This is a genomic window from Nostoc sp. NMS8 (assembly GCF_017115045.1).
In the GTDB taxonomy this organism is placed as follows: domain Bacteria; phylum Cyanobacteriota; class Cyanobacteriia; order Cyanobacteriales; family Nostocaceae; genus Nostoc.
In genome coordinates this window covers 1-16195 of the sequence record NZ_JABXKK010000075.1, presented here as the reverse complement: position 1 = coordinate 16195, position 16195 = coordinate 1, and the positions used below count along the sequence as shown (strand labels likewise).

Here is a 16195-nt window from a genome sequence, read left to right as displayed (position 1 = left end):
TATGTTAGCGTAGATCATCCGCTAACTCCTCTGCCACACCTTTTTTCGTTCACCCTTCTGGATAATCTTAGTAGTATTAAAAGTCAGGGTTTGGAAAACTCTTTGGGCAATACCGGAAATATTGCAATTAATGCTCAATCGATTAGCCTTAAAAACCAAAGTTTAATCAATAGTGATGGTTCGAGAAGTCGGGGAAATATCATTTTAAATGCCAAGGATAATGTCAGCCTTGATAACAATAGTTTTATTGGTACCAGTGGAATCATTAATTCGATAGGTAAATCTGGTGATATTACAATCACAACTCGAAACATTAATTTAAGCAACCAATCCGGAATTAATTCTGCCAATATTGGACAAGGGCAAGGTGGAAAAATAACCCTAAAAGCTCAAGAAGCGATTTCGCTGACTGGTGGAAGTAATATTTTAAGTGCTTCTGCTGCATCTGGTTTTGGTGGAGTTAATAATCAGCCTAGCGGTGATATTGAAATCAAAACGAGAACCCTCACACTTGATGGTAATAATACACTTGATGGTAATAGTACTTTAATCAGTTCTTCAAATCTTGATGATGGAAGGGGTGGTGATATTCAGATTGTTGCCGATGATTCCATTTTATTAAATGGTCTTGTATTCATTGTATCTTCCAGCACTGGTCAAGGTGATGGTGGGAATATCGAACTTCAAACACGCGAGTTTACGCTTTTTAACGGTGGAAGTATTCTTACGCGATCGTTAGGACGTGGTAATAGTGGCGATTTATTAGTTAACGCTTCAGATTCCGTTACTTTGAGCGGTATAGCAACAGTTATCGATCCACTTAATCCACAAACTGGAGAGACAATCACTGGAGGGAGTGGACTAACAACTAGCACTTCTGGAACTGGAAATAGTGGGCAATTAACTATTAATACGGAAAGATTGAGCATTAACGATGGCGGATATATTACCACTACAAGCGATAAGCTTGGTCGCGCAGGAAATTTGACTATAAATGCCAAAGACTCTGTAGAGGTTGTGGGTCGTTCACCCAATTCTCCCAGTATTATCTCTACTACTACTTCTGGGTCTGGAGATGCTGGAAGTCTTAACATTAGTGCAGGTCGTTTAAGTATTCATGATGGTGCAATAGTCATAACTTCTACATTTTTTGGTACAGGCAAAGGAGGAGATTTGACCATAGATGCCAAAGACTCGGTAGAAGTTGTAGGTGGTTCATTTAATAATAATAGCTCTATTCTTACCACCACTTTCGGGTCTGGAGATGCTGGAAGTCTGAATATTAATGCGGGTAGTTTCAGCATTCGTGATGGGGCACAGGTTAATAGTGGTACATCTGGTGCAGGTAAAGCAGAGAATTTAACAGTCAATGTAAGCGGTAGTGTAGAAGTAATTGGTGTGTCTGCTAATGGTCTTTTTAACAGCACATTGAGTACCTCTGCGAACCGAAGTTTAACAGGAAACGCGGGAGATTTAACGATTAACGCCCAAAATATACTTGTGCGCGATGGTGGACAGGTGAATGCAGTTACATCTGGTCAGGGTAAAGGAGGGAATTTGACTGTTAATGCCACAGGAAAAGTAGAACTGATTGGCACATCCGCAGATGGTAGTGTTCCCAGCGTTTTATCGACTTCTGCTCTGGCAGGTTCGACTGGAGATGCAGGAGATTTGACAATTAAGGCTCAAGATTTATTTGTACGGGATGGGGCACAGATAACTGCTGCAACATCTGGTAGAGGTAAAGCAGGTAATTTAAATCTAAACGCCTCTAAAAAAGTCGAACTAATTGGTTCCTCTGCGGATGGTCGTATTATTAGTGGCTTGGCTGCTTCTGTTCAACAAGGTTCAACCGGAGAGGCAGGAAGTTTAACGATTAATACCCAAGATTTACTTGTGCGAGATGGGGCACGGGTATTTACTGGTACATTAGGAGCAGGTAGGGCAGGAAATTTAACAGTCAATGCCTCAAATAAAGTAGAACTAATTGGTACATTTGTTAACGGTTCTCCTGGTGGTTTAATTGCTTCTGCCGAACAAGGTTCAACCGGAGATGCTGGAGATTTAAAGATTACTACCCAAAATTTACTAGTGCGCGATGGGGCACAGATCTTAACAAGTACCTTTAGTTCTGGTCGAGGGGGAAATTTAACTGTAAATGCTTCAGAAAGTGTGCAACTGATTGGTCAGTCAGTTAATAATAAGTTTCCCAGTGGTTTATTTGTTTCTGCGGAACCTGATTCAACTGGAGATGCAGGAGATTTGCAGGTTGATACCCAAAATTTACTTATAAGCGATCGCGCTGGGGTATTTGTGAATAGTCTCGGAACAGGTAATGCTGGTATTATGACCATTAACAGCGATCGCATTCGTCTAGATAACAAAGCCTCTCTCAACGCTAACACCCGCAGTCCCAACAAAGACCCCAACCGAGAACAAGCTACCATCAACCTCAATTCCCAAGATTTAATCCTCCGTCGCAATAGCAACATCACCACCAACGCCACAGGCAAAGACGTAATTGGCGGCAACATTAATATAGACACCGATTTCTTAATTGCCCTAGAAAACAGCGATATCAACGCCAACTCTACCGACTTTCGCGGTGGTCAAGTTATAATCGCTGCCCAAGGTATCTTCGGTACTGAACCTCGCAATGCCCTTACCCCAGAAAGCGACATCACCGCCACAGGTGCAAGTCCTGATTTAAGTGGCACTACAGACATTAATACCCCTGATGTTGACCCCACCCAAGGACTAATTAAATTACCAGAAGAAAGAATCGACACTAGTAATCAAATAGGCCAAATCTGCCCTAGAGGACGTTATGCGAAGAAACCCTTAGGTGAATTTGTCGTCAGCGGACACGGTAGCTTACCACCTAGCCCTCTGCAATCAATCACGGGTACACCAAATTTGATTCCCCTAGCAACTTTGGACGGGCAAACAGCAACGCCCAAAGATGTACAGATAACTCCAGTGATTAACAATGGAAGTTCTGCAATTATTGAAGCCCAAGGTTTTGCCAGAACTCCAGAAGGCAAAATTATCATTGTTGCCTATGCACCACAAGCTACGCCATCATCTCGCCCAACGGCTGCTGCATGTCCTGCGCCTAAATAGTTTGAGTTGCAAGATCCCCGACCCCGACTTGTTAAAAGAAATCGGGGATCTGGATATCAACGCTTCTGCATATCCTAAGCACAGCCAGAAATAGTAATTAACATCACCAGTTGTCTTAGAAACCGAGCTTTTTAATTCATTCTTGCACTCTCTCCTCGCTTTGGGGGTGGGGTTCAGTGCTGTCTAATAATAAAGGAGATATAGGATGTTGGCTGAAGATAATAGCATAAATTTATTCCCAGAACCATATTTTTTCAAAAGTAATGACCCCCTATTACTCGATGACCCCGAAACAATTTGGCTGGTGCAATCTGGGTCTTTAGCGCTGTTTACGATCGCTATTCAACATGGTATCCCCAAGGGCAGACGACGTTATTTATTTACCGTCAAAGCTGGTGAGGCAATGTTTTCGGCAACCTTAACGTCATCCGGTGGACAGCATCAAATCCTGGCAGTCGCCCTAGAAGAAACTGAACTTTTACAACTTACCAAAGAGGATTTCTGCAAAGCAATTTTAGAGTCAAAAACTGCGTTCGCCCTTGGCGTTGGCGCAGCCATCGCTCAAATTGAACACTGGGTAAATCACCTCGGTTCAGCAGTATCTTCTATTACCTCACAAAAATTACCCACCCCAGGAAAAGCCCCAGGATGCACGATATTAGCTGACAATGAAGTGTTTCAACCGCCACACGAAACAATAATTTGGGTCAAAATTTTACAGGGACAAGCAAATTTATTGGGGTTCGATAACTTAGAACTCACTTCCGAAATTGGGCGAATTCCTTTAAATACTCGTTTATGGTTGCAAGCAAGCAATATTGTGGAAATTGACTCGGTTTCTAGTGCAGATATGCTAGAACTGGGGACTGGGGATTCATACCCCAACCAAATCTTAAAAGAACTTCTTCCCCAGTCCCCAGTACCCAGTACCCAGTACCCAGCCTTAGCTCTGCTAAACAGTTTATACCACCTACAAACCTTTGTTTTACAAGCAATTGGGCAACTCGAACAACAAGCAACACAACAGGAATTAGTTCGTTGTCAAGAACGGGAACGACTGAATAATCAAGCGATCGCCAATACTTTAGATGACTTTGCCAATATCTTCGATGTCCAAAAAAACCATGTTTCTGCCATCAAAAAACCGCTCAACAGCGAAGAGGCGCTACTATTTGCGGCTGGTGCAGTAGGCAGAGTTTTGGGTATTACCATTTGTCCTCCTGCTAATTGGGAAGATTTGCGCTTGGTACGCGAACCCCTAGAAGCGATCGCCCGTGCTTCGCGTATCCGCATCCGCCGTATCACCTTACGCGATCGATGGTGGAGTCAAGATAGCGGCCCCATCTTAGCTTACACATTAGAAGATAACCGTCCAGTTGCAGTCATCCCCATTTCTGACACCCGTTACGAGATTATCGATCCAATCCAACAAACACGGATACAGTGCAATTCTCGAACTGCTGCGACTTTATCCCCAACTGCCTACATCTTCTATCGCCCCTTGCCAGAAAACCTCAAAGCCCTCAACTTACTCCAGTTCGCCCTCCAAGGACATTCTAAAGAACTATTCACGCTCCTATTTGCCGGAATTGCCACCACATTACTAGGGATGATTACACCCCAAGCGATCGCCATCCTGATTGACAATGCAATTCCCGATGCCAAGCGATCGCTTTTATTTCAACTGACATTAGGATTATTCGCCACAACTTTGGGCGCAACCCTATTTCAAATAACTCAAGGGCTGGCCATCATGCGCTTGGAAACCTTTGCTGATACTGCCACCCAAGCCGCAGTCTGGGACAGACTTTTGACACTTAAAGCATCGTTTTTCCGGCAATATTCAATTGGTGATTTGAGCGCTCGTGTTTCTGTCATCAGTCAAATTCGCCAAAAACTCAGCAACACCTTACTCAAAAGTTTCTTCTCTAGCGTGTTTTCGTTGCTCAATTTAGGACTGCTGTTTTATTACAGCTTTCCTCTAGCGCTGATTGCTACACTCGTTGCTTTAATTAATGTTGCTGTGACAATTATTTCCGGTATTCTTACCCTCCGTAAAATCCGTCCCTTATTAAACCTCCAAGGCAAACTCTTTGGGATGATGGTACAAATTATCGGCGGTGTCGCAAAATTCCGCATGGCTGGGGCGGAAGCTAGAGCATTTGCTTACTGGGGTAGACAATATCAACACCAATTGCGCTTGACAATGAATGCCCAAAGTATTGAAGATAACTTAGTAGTCATTAACAATCTTCTCTCGGCATTAACTCCAGCAGTGATTTTTGGATTCGCCACACATTTACTGCAACAGTCACAAGCCAATGGTGGAACTTTCTCCACGGGTACTTTCTTAGCCTTTAATGCCGCATTTGGCACATTTATCAGTGGTGCAACCAGCTTAAGTACTACAGTTGTGGATATTTTGGAAGCATTACCATTGTGGGAACGCGCCCAACCAATCCTCCAAGCCACCCCAGAAGTTGATACTAGTAAAGCTGATCCAGGTCGATTATCTGGACGAATTGAGATTAAAAATGTGATATTTCGCTACCGAGAAGACGGGCCACTTACTCTGGATGATGTCAGCTTGTGGGCAGAACCAGGAGAATTTATTGCCTTTGTTGGGCCTTCTGGAAGCGGTAAGTCCACCCTATTTCGACTATTGTTAGGATTTGACACTCCAGAATCCGGGAGTATTTATTATGACGGACAAGAACTCGCAGGGTTAGATGTAAATGCAGTCCGCCGTCAGTTAGGTGTAGTGCTGCAAAACAGCCGCTTGATGTCTGCATCCATCTTTGAAAATATTTCTAGTAATGCCGTCATCTCAATGGATGAGGCTTGGGAAGCGGCAAAAATGTCGGGTTTAGCTGATGATATCGCCACAATGCCAATGGGGATGCATACAGTAATCAGTGAAGGCGCGACAAATATTTCTGGAGGACAAAGACAGAGATTATTAATTGCCAGGGCGCTGGCTTTACGTCCACGAATTCTGCTTTTTGATGAAGCCACCAGCGCTTTAGATAACCACACCCAAGCAATAGTTAGCGAAAGTTTACAAAAGCTGAATGTCACCCGGGTCGTTGTGGCGCACCGCCTGAGTACAATTCGCAATGCCGACAGAATTTATGTTCTCCAAAATGGAAAACTAGTACAACAAGGTCATTTTGAGCAAATGGCAAATCAACCAGGATTATTTAGTCAACTCATTCAACGGCAACGTTTGTAATAGCACTGCAAATGAAATAAGGTTTTGAGCTTCCCAACATATTTGTATTGCTCATATATTATCTTTATAATCCGGTTTTCTGCGTGAATGCTACTGTGATTTGAACCTATTTTTCATATCAATCTTTTAAGCAAGTACTGTAAACATATTTGATATCGATGTCGCGGCTATACTTGGTATGCTCCATTTCCAGACAAAATCGGATCTTGGAAGCATCCCCAATTTTTCCTCCATTTAGATGTTTCATTTTTTGAGAGATATCATCGATGAGAACTTCTACACCGATGGGGTAGGCAGTGTGAACTTCTCGCTGACCCCGGTTGTAACGAGAATACAGGGTTGTTCCATTGCCAAAGTCTAAAATGGTTAATTTTTTTGGTAGTGGATGCCCAAACAATGCACCTATACCTTATAGTACAACTTTCAGCACTTCTACTTTTACTTCTGATTGTTTGCCAGCAAGTATTGGCTGATATTCTCCATTGAGTACTTTTTGTAATTCGTCAGCGAGAGCAACGTCATGTAAGCTGACAACTAATTTTAAGTGCCAAGCCTTACGGTGTGGGAGATGTGCCAATGCACCCAATAAAGTCAACAACGCATTATTGACTTTATTTTCATTATTGTCTGTGTTGCGGTCAAAATAATTTCCTGTACGGTAAGCAGACTCTCCAACTGTGTAAGCACTGCCGTTAAAAACTACACGCCCTGGAACATCTTCCATCTCGGCATTAGTTATATAGCTGGGGACACGAACTACTTCAAAGCCATCGACTAAAAGTTTTAGGCTTCCGTAACCGTTATCGAAACCCGCAGGAAAAATTTTTTGTAAGGTGTGAATGTTTGACATAGGGGACAAGTCAATACGCTTTGATTTTTATCTGTTCTGGCGGAAAGGGGGAGCAGAGAGACACAGGTCTGGGAAAAAAGTTATAGCAAGTTATTCTTCTCTCAATAGTTCCCTTGCTCAAGAGCTTATCATAACCCCTTGGGGGCTAAGTGGGGTACAAAATCTCAAACAATCAAATGTACCCTAAGCAACACCCTTGAATACCCCATATAGGGGTCATTTGCTGATGAAAATCCTGAATTATTCCTGGGGTATATATAACCCCCATTTAGCCCCCACTAGGACTTTTTGAAATCTTTTCTATCAACGCAGTAGAAATTAATTTAGATGATTAACTCTTTGATTTATACTTTACACGTATACATTGTCCGATAGATAAAAGCTAAAAATTGTCTTTCCGTGACTTTAGATGATTTGGAATCACAGTTATTTAATTTTCAGTACTTTCCTCTTCTTCTTCTAAAATAATTTTTATTTGATTGAGCAGTTTGTCCAAAGCTTTCTTTTTCTTGGGATTATCCCAAACTTTAGATGAAGCCAGTCGTTTACTTAATTCTTTATATTGATGTTTAAGTAGTGGGGGATTATCGTTACCTTTCTCTTCACTCAGAATATTTCGTACTAATTGTTGAATTTCAGCTAATGAAAACTTATTATCAATTGCTTGACTAAGTAATTCCTTGCGCTCTTCATCAATTTTGAGTTTTGCAATCGCCCTGGCTTTTGTATATTCAATTTTACCTTCAGATAAAGCTTGTTGGATTTCATTCGGCAGGTTTAATAGAGGCAAGCGATTTGTTCTGAATGATTCAGGGGACACTTTACCAAACGCCATAAATACGCCCTCAACTATTGCAACCTCATCTGAGCGGATAACGTTATCCGCCTTTTTTCGACTAGCTTTATCCATCCGATTGAGGAGGCTAACGACCTCATCCTGTGACATATTCAAGCGTAAAACAAGTAACTCTAAAACCCCGATAGTTTCTTCGTAGGCATTTAAATCTTCACGCTGTAAATTTTCAATTAATCTAACCTGCTTTACAGTAGCATCATCCATTTGCTTGATGACAACAGGTACTTCTTCTAAATCAGCCATCCCGGCTGCGATGAGGCGACGTTCCCCTGCAATAAGTTCATAGTCTCCATTACCTAAAGGACGGACTAGCAATGGTTCAAGTATCCCTACCATTTTTATGGACTGCGTAAGCTCCTCTAACTTATTGGGATCAAAATAGCGTCGCGGTTGGGTTGGGTCTAACTTAATTCGCTCTGGTTTGACACCTTGGGTTTGGTTTTCAGGTGTAGTTAGTTCAGAATCACCATCGCTAAATATTAAATCAAGAGGGTTAGCATGTTTAAGCTTTGCACTATATACGATGTCTTTTTTTGTCACTGTTACACTTTTAGTTTTTCTAAATCTTTAACAATCTTGTTCATGACTTTAAGTGCTGCATGATTTTTATCATACACAGCCAATGGAATTCGACGCTCAGAAGCATCGGCAAATGCAATTGATTTTGGGATAGCAGGATATATAGTTGCTATTTGCGAAAGCTGCTCTTGTATAGCGTTAACAGTACGAGTTTCCTGTGCTGTACGGCTATCAAGCATCGTAGGAATAAATCCAGCAATTTCTAAATTTTTATTGAGTTTTTTACGAACTCGTCCAACAGTATCAAGTAAAAGGTCAGTGCCAAGAAAAGATTTAAATTGGCATTGAATAGGTACAAGTAGATGCGTAGCCGCAGTTAAGCTTAGGATACTGAGAATACCCAAAGATGGCGGACAGTCAATTAAGATAAAGTCGTATTCATCTTTAATAGGTGCTAGGGCTTCTTTAAGACGATATTCTCTTGCATCCGCAGTAGGTAAGAGAAGTTCAGCTGCACTAAGGGTGATATTTGTGGGAACCAACATCATCTCATGAATGCTTTCTGGATAGATAAATAGCGGTTCTTCATCAATAATGGCGTTGTAGAGTGTTTTTTCTAAACTTTCTGGGTCTACTCCCATAAAATTGGTTAGACTTGCCTGTGGGTCCATATCAACAAGTAGGACATGATTTTGATTAGAAGCTAGGTGATAACCCAGATTTTGAGTAAGAGTAGTCTTAGCAACCCCCCCTGATTGGTTAAATAACGCAATGATAATGGTTTTGCTCACGAGTGTAAATTGTAATTTTAAATATTTACCCTTAATACGGCAAATTGTAGCTCTGCTAAAGGGAGAACACAACTATTGAGTTATACCAATAAAGCTAAAATTAGCAAGGCTTTCAAAAAATACAAAGTAAATGGTATAGTTCAAAATCATTCTAGTCCTGTTGTAAATACTCTCGCAGGTATTAGATATGGCTACATCTGAGTACGTCATAAATGCTGTGATTACTCAGTTTTAAAATAATGCATTGCTTTCATAGCTGCCAAAGTAATGCTTTTGCTCATTTACTAATTCATAATGCCCAGTCCAACTCCCGACTTAGTTCGCTCCTACCTAAAAGAAATCGGTCGCTATCCTCTGCTGGCCCCTGACCAAGAAATTACATTGGCTAGACTCGTGCAAGAGTTGATGGCAATTGAACAGCAACGGCAAGCTCTTGCACTTCAACTCAACCGACAACCAACTGACTTGGAATTAGCTACCTCGCTTGGGCAAAACGAAGCTGAACTAGAATCGGTCATTCAAGAAGGGCAAAAGGCTAAACAGAAAATGGTGACAGCTAACCTGCGACTGGTGGTTTCTGTTGCCAAAAAATACCAAAACCACAATTTAGAATTCCTCGATTTAATTCAGGAAGGTACACTCGGTTTGCAAAAAGGGGTAGAAAAGTTTGACCCTAACAAAGGCTATAAATTATCTACCTATGCTTACTGGTGGATTCGTCAGGAAATCACACGCGCAATCGCAGAAAAATCTCGTACTATTCGATTGCCAACCCATTTAACCGAAATACTTAATAAAATTAAGAAAGTACAGCGAGAAAGCTTTCAAAAGCTTGGTCGCCATGCTACTGTCACCGAAATTGCTGAAGAATTAAATTTAAAGCCTAACCAGGTTCGAGAATATCTCAGTGTCTCGAAGCAGCCAGTTTCTCTGGATTTGCGTGTGGGAGACAATCAAGACACTGAGCTATTGGATATCCTACCTGATGAGAGCATGTCCTCAGACGAACGGCTCACTAAGGAACTGTTGCGCCTTGATTTGAATAATCTGCTGGCATCCCTACCCCCTATACAACGAGAAATACTAACTCTACGCTTTGGGCTAGAGAATGATCATCAACTGAGCTTAACTCAAGTTGGCGATCGCTTAAACTTGAGCCGAGAACGAATCCGTCAGCTTGAGCATAAAGCTTTAGCAATTCTCCGTTGTGAACAAAGTGATATAAGAGAGTATCTTAATTAATTAGAATTAACTCACGCTGAAGTTGTGGAATGAGTATGAGCAAGGCAATATTTCACAAATGGCAATTGTCACTGTTTCAATCAAATGATGCATGAATATATTGCTATCTAGAAACTATCCTTAGAAATAGAACACCGAAGAAAGAGCCGATGCCCAGCAAAATTATTGATGTCAAAGAGTACACCGTCAGAGCGCACAAACGGGAAATTCACACTCGCGTTTTCAACTTCATATGTAAACAGTGTGAACAACCAACCCAAAGAGAAACCTTCGGTGTCCGACCGCTCTATTGTGAAAAATGCCGTCCGCCTCAACCTCCCAAGCAATCGAAAATAGTCCCTATAGGCAAGAGGAAACCCAGAGCGATGAACTATAAAAGTGGGAAGGATATAGCTGGGTGATTTGTTGTCTCAAGGGTGAGTGAAGCAGTGCGCTCATTCGCCCAACCTAATTCAAACAGGTAAAAGGTAACTCCAATGAATTCACATTAAACATATTTTCTTCTTCGATTTATCTGTGAGATTAAGAAAACTTCCCAGATTAAGATTAATTGGTAAGCAACTTCAACACAATTCTCAAATCATACACTGGCTCACAAGTAGTAATACAATCAGGGGCGTGAGTTCGTTCTGGAACGAGTATGACCAATACCAACCCTCAAACCGAATATGATTCGCCGTGGAAACAGATACTACAACTGTATTTTGAAGACTTCATGCTGTTTTTCTTTCCGCAAGCACATAGGGAAATAGATTGGACTCGACAGCCTGAGTTCTTGGACAAAGAATTAGAGCAGGTAGTGCGTGATGCCGAATTAGGGAAAAGACTTGCAGATAAACTGGTAAAAATATACCGCATTGGTGGCGAAGAATCCTGGATACTGATACATTTAGAAATCCAATCCCAGTCAGAGTCAGACTTTAGCGAAAGGATGTTTACCTATAACTACCGCATCTACGATAGATATAAGCGATCGGTGGCATCCTTGGCAATTCTAGGTGATGAGCAGGTAAACTGGCGACCAAATCGGTTTGGTTACGAGTTGTTTGGCACTAAAGTTGAGTTTCAGTTTCCAATTGTCAAATTGCTAGACTATCAACAACGTCAGTCGGAATTAGAAGCCAGCCGTAACCCTTTGGCGACTGTAGTGATGGCACATTTAGCAGCATTACAAACTCTTAGCGACAGGTTACAACGTAAGCAGCAGAAACTAAGTTTAGTGCGGAGATTATACCAGCAGGGTTTTGAGCGTGAGGATGTTCTAAACTTATTGGCTTTTGTAGACTGGGTATTGACACTCCCCTCAGATTTAGAAGGAGAGTTTCTTTTTGAAGTAGAACAATTGGAGGCAGAGCAACGTATGCAGTATGTTACTTCTTTTGAACGCAGTGGGATTCGGTTAGGACTAATAGAAGGGATTGAATTAGGGTTAAAACTGAGATTTGGGACTGTTGGGTTAAGCCTGTTACCATCCATTTCAACAATTGAAGATGTGGAGCAATTAAGAGCAATTCTTTCAGGGCTAGAAACGGTGAGTACTATTTCCGAATTGTGTCAAATTTATCAATTGCCCACAACCGATACCCAGCAATGAGATTGAGCATCGCCCAATAGACCTATCCTCTCCTTTCTCCATAAGTCCAAAACGAATTTAACGAAAACAAACTATGCCCAAGACTTGGAATATTAAGATAGATAACTATTTTCAAGCCAACCCCAATTGCATCATCGCCACTGCTCATGTAGACTCGTTCCCCACAGACCTCCCCCTAGAACCGAACATCCGCGAACCGAACCGTAAAAGCGCGACCTACAGACAAATGTTCGATTCACTGACAACCGAACCCGAAAAATTCTTCTCTCGCCACAGTGGAATCGTTCTGTCAGCGAATATTGCTAAACCTGTCAAGAACAAAACTGAACTAGAGCTAGAAGTCTTAGAAGCTAACGAGGGGGGTAGTGATGGGATTATCAATGGAGGGCATACAGTTTTAGCTTTTGAGCAAGCGAAAAATTACAAATATGACCTAACCGAAGCCAGGGTAAAAGTTACGATTCACATCGGGCTGACTGAAGAATCAGCCAAAGATATAGCCCTGGCCTCCAACACGACAACACCAGTAGATTCTCGCTCGAAAGTCAACGCCAGAGGTGATTACAAATTCATCAAGCAGTACTTAGCTCAGTTAGAACAGAAGGAAGATAGGAAATTCCGCATCGCTTATTACCAAAACCAAAGCGGCGCTCCCAGAAATGCCCAGTGTAATGTCACCCACTTGCTGAAGCTCCTTTACTGCCTTGACAGAAATAAATACAACCCCGATGGCAATAAACGAACCAAACACCCAGCAGGGATGAGCCTTCCAAGTAACATCACAGATGCAGAAAGGGAAAGATTAACTGCACTTTTGCCTCTTTTGACTCATGCTTTGTGGATAGAACAAAGACTCTACGAAATCATTCAAGACCATATCAGCAGCCCCAGAAGGAAGGGTAGCAACGATTTAGCATCAATTGATATACGTAAAACTACATTGTTGCCTGACAGCAAGTATTCATTCGGGTTTGGTGCGCCAACTGACCTGGCACTACCGATAATCGCGTCATATCGGGTATTTTTGGACAAAGACTATAAATGGATTCTGCCGTTTAACGAATTTGCTGAAGATTTCCTGCAACACTTGTGGAATAACTACTTCCGCAAATACTTGGTGTCGGAGAAAACAGCAGGAAATACAGTCGGTACAAAAATCAGCCGTAATCAAGAGATTTGGGAAAGTTTGTATATATCAGCGCAAAGTTATCTAAATCAGCACTTGGTTAAGATGGTTAAGTCCAGTAAGCAAGAAGAAGAATTGAAGGTGACACAAGGTGCAAACAAGAGGGGACAAAGGAAAAATGATGGCGCAACTACTGCTCTCAAATAGCTTTTTATCTTTGTCGTAAAGCCTGCGGCATAGTTACGCTTAGGGCGCAGCCTAAGAAGAGAAGTTGCGCTCACGGCGAAGCCTTTTTCTGTTGCCTCAAACCTCCTTGATAAGAGCGCATCTACTTTCCAGGTAAGAGATAATAGCACAAGCTTTTTATTTAGAGGTTTTGGTCTAACCAAGTTTCTAAATCAGTGAGGGATGAAAAATCTAAAAAGGCTTCTCCTAAAGTCTCCAATTGGTCAGTAGATAAACCTCGAATTCGCTCAATTACTGAAGAGTCAATCTCACCAAAGCGATGATTTAGTTGACGTATAATTAAACGTTCTTCACCTTGTTTAATTCCCTCTACTTGTCCTTCCTGTCTAGCTTGTTCTCGGTCTTGTTGATAAAGTGGTGCTAATCGCATAACTAACTCCCTGTCATCTGATTCTTCAATTTGAGACATTACCAAGTTCTGCTGTAAATTGTACAGTAATTCTAGCGTGGCTCTCCGAAACGGGTGATTAGATGATAGCGCTTCTAATTCATCAATAGCCTGTCTTTGTACTTTCCCTCGACCGAGAATTCTTAGCCATAAAGTTTCTTGAGTACGTGGCAGTTTATGAATTACAACGATAGCTGTTCGCAAATACTCCCCCATTAAGTATACTCCAGACACCCAATTAGATGCTTGAATTGCACTAAAACCTGAAAGTATTCTCACAGATACGGTTGGAGAAAGTATCCACAATTTCGGAATTTCTAATTCTTTAATAGAGATTTTATTGCGGTTAGCTTCGCGTTGTAAAGCACCTCTTACTTCCAATAGTTTCAGCAAACAATCACAGATTTCCTCCTCAGAGGCAGGATTGCGAACCCGTAAGGGTTCAAAAATAGCAGGTGTAGCTGCAAATTTTACCAGAATTCCTAGCATCTCTAAATTATTAGCTTGTTGGGTAGGAGAAAATAAAACATCAATTTCTCTAATCTCACCAGCTACACGGCTAGAAGCTTTTACTTCCCCATAAGGTTTTAGTAACTCTTCCAAATAATCTTTAGCAAATTGGTCGTGAATAAATCGAGTCATTTAAATTACTATGAAAGTTATTTATTCTAATTAATATTTTATCTCTTTTAAGAGCATCTTTTAAAAATGCAAGCGCTCCAATTTTACATTTTTTCCTATTTAATACTGAAAATGTCAACAATACCTATTCTACAGGCTTATCAGCTAAGAAAGTCTTTTTTTGGCTGATTAAATTAACATTAATGTTATATTTTTGAGTAGTAGATAATGCTTTACCCCGTATTTGTTTGCTCAAGCTCCGACGATTGTTGCCAGAGCTAAAAGATTCATTTGAGCTTCTGATAGTCCTGAAAAAAACGATTCAAATCACTTAAAAGTTGACAATACAAACTATTATTTTCATAAGTGCTAGTGGTATCCTCCCAAGAATCGCAAATTCTTGGGCTAGTAAGAGGCAAAATCAAAACAGATAGAGCCGCAATTAAGGGCACAACTAATATAAGGTTTCGGGCATCAGTGATTAAATTACCAACTTCGCTCAGAATAGGTAACTCGTATTGGTGACGATGTGTAATTAGTGCATCTTTGGTTTTCTGAGGTTGAGTTTTTTGCTCCTTTTCTAAATTGAGATTGGGCTGGATATCTATCTCAAGAATGTTCTTTCTGACTACTTCAATTGCCGTCACTAAATCATCTATAGGTTGTCCATTTCTGGCACGAGTGACAAGTATTGCTTCCAGAATTATTAATCTTGATTTGGAAGTTAATAGTATAGGCATCTGTTGATTAGCTTCATTGATGAAATCCTGTTGTTCTTTGAGAAGCTGACTAGTTTGCATATTATGTAGCCACTGTTTTTGAACTAGTAGTTCGCGTTCTGAAAGTTTAAAGCTTTGAGAAAGGCTGTTAATAAAATTAACAACACTCGTTGTTAACTTTTGTAAAGGGCTTGAGACTGCTAATGGGGAAGTGTTTTGATTATCGTCTTGCATAGGTTATTCAACAAATTTTAATTTTGATTACTATCGCAACTGTCGAATTTGTACTTAAGATGTGAATTCTGAAGCAATCTTTCGATTCCTTTTCGGATAAGCTCTGGTGGAACTCCATCTAATTTCAACTCGGTTTGGATAAACTCATCAATGGAATTGGCTTTCGTCTTCTCTAAGAGCGCCAACATCTGTTGAGCTTGGGTTGTTGGTGTGGTTGATGAATTAGTTTCAGCTTGAGAGGTTTGCTTATTACTTGGTGCAGAGTCAATAAAGTTTTTGGTATCCCGGTCATAACCAGAGAAATTCTTTAATAGAGGCATTGGTATCCATTCATTGATGCCGCCGTAATAAACCGCTCTACCGACTGGTGATTGTGCAGCAATCTCCATAACTTGGGTTGAGGTAATCTTGCGATCGCTGGGGATGAGTTGAGTGGCAATCATGGCATTGTAAGCTGGGACGTTATCAGGATGAACCAACGCCACAGACGTTAACTGCGATCGCAGTCCGCCAGAAATGCCCAAGTCATCAGTGTGCGGGTTTTGTACGACAATCCAGAAATGCCAACCGGAACTATCACCGCAAGAACAGTAAGAGATGAATGGCACTAAGAAAAGCCGAAACGCTTGTGTATTAAGCAGTTTGCAACTGCTT

General features: G+C 41.2%; 10 protein-coding genes and 2 pseudogenes. 6 read left to right on the top strand and 6 right to left on the bottom strand.

Annotated features, from left to right (window positions below; genetic code table 11):
- The coding region (locus HWQ39_RS14655; protein WP_292846023.1) for an S-layer family protein at positions 1–3123 on the top strand (3123 nt) is incomplete at its 5' end.
- Between the two features lie 205 nt (positions 3124–3328).
- On the top strand, positions 3329–6355 hold the full coding sequence (locus HWQ39_RS14650) for an NHLP bacteriocin export ABC transporter permease/ATPase subunit (RefSeq protein WP_292846020.1): 3027 nt from the start codon (positions 3329–3331) through the stop codon (positions 6353–6355).
- A 121-nt stretch (positions 6356–6476) separates the two neighbouring features.
- On the opposite strand, the pseudogene HWQ39_RS14645 reads toward HWQ39_RS14650, so the two are convergent.
- The 3 genes and pseudogenes from HWQ39_RS14645 to HWQ39_RS14635 form a co-directional block, all read right to left on the bottom strand.
- A pseudogene (locus HWQ39_RS14645) lies at positions 6477–7205 on the bottom strand (hypothetical protein); the annotation flags it as partial.
- A gap of 430 nt (positions 7206–7635) precedes the next feature.
- A complete protein-coding gene (locus tag HWQ39_RS14640) occupies positions 7636–8601 on the bottom strand; it encodes a ParB/RepB/Spo0J family partition protein (RefSeq protein WP_292846017.1) in 966 nt (321 codons plus the stop codon).
- 2 nt (positions 8602–8603) lie between these two features.
- Positions 8604–9371 carry a ParA family protein gene (locus HWQ39_RS14635; protein ID WP_292846014.1) on the bottom strand — a complete coding sequence of 256 codons (768 nt, stop codon included), beginning with the start codon at positions 9369–9371 and terminating at the stop codon, positions 8604–8606.
- Positions 9372–9665: 294 nt separating this feature from the next.
- Between HWQ39_RS14635 and HWQ39_RS14630 the strand changes: the two genes are divergently transcribed.
- From HWQ39_RS14630 to HWQ39_RS14615, 4 genes are all read left to right on the top strand, one after another.
- Complete coding sequence (locus HWQ39_RS14630) at positions 9666–10613, top strand: RpoD/SigA family RNA polymerase sigma factor (protein WP_292846011.1); 948 nt, start codon at positions 9666–9668, stop codon at positions 10611–10613.
- 149 nt (positions 10614–10762) lie between these two features.
- A complete protein-coding gene (locus HWQ39_RS14625; protein WP_292846008.1) occupies positions 10763–11014 on the top strand; it encodes a hypothetical protein in 252 nt (83 codons plus the stop codon).
- A 239-nt stretch (positions 11015–11253) separates the two neighbouring features.
- Positions 11254–12207, top strand: a complete 954-nt coding sequence (locus tag HWQ39_RS14620) for a cytosolic protein (RefSeq protein ID WP_292846005.1) — start codon at positions 11254–11256, stop codon at positions 12205–12207.
- A gap of 73 nt (positions 12208–12280) precedes the next feature.
- Positions 12281–13540 carry an AIPR family protein gene (locus HWQ39_RS14615; RefSeq protein WP_292846002.1) on the top strand — a complete coding sequence of 420 codons (1260 nt, stop codon included), beginning with the start codon at positions 12281–12283 and terminating at the stop codon, positions 13538–13540.
- 160 nt (positions 13541–13700) lie between these two features.
- Here HWQ39_RS14615 and HWQ39_RS14610 read toward each other — a convergent pair whose 3' ends face one another.
- The 3 genes and pseudogenes from HWQ39_RS14610 to HWQ39_RS14600 form a co-directional block, all read right to left on the bottom strand.
- Positions 13701–14609, bottom strand: a complete 909-nt coding sequence (locus HWQ39_RS14610; protein WP_292845999.1) for a DUF4351 domain-containing protein — start codon at positions 14607–14609, stop codon at positions 13701–13703.
- A gap of 266 nt (positions 14610–14875) precedes the next feature.
- Entirely contained in the window at positions 14876–15541 is a 666-nt protein-coding gene (locus tag HWQ39_RS14605; protein ID WP_292845996.1) for a hypothetical protein, read from the bottom strand.
- A gap of 17 nt (positions 15542–15558) precedes the next feature.
- Positions 15559–16195: pseudogene (locus HWQ39_RS14600) on the bottom strand (hypothetical protein); the annotation flags it as partial.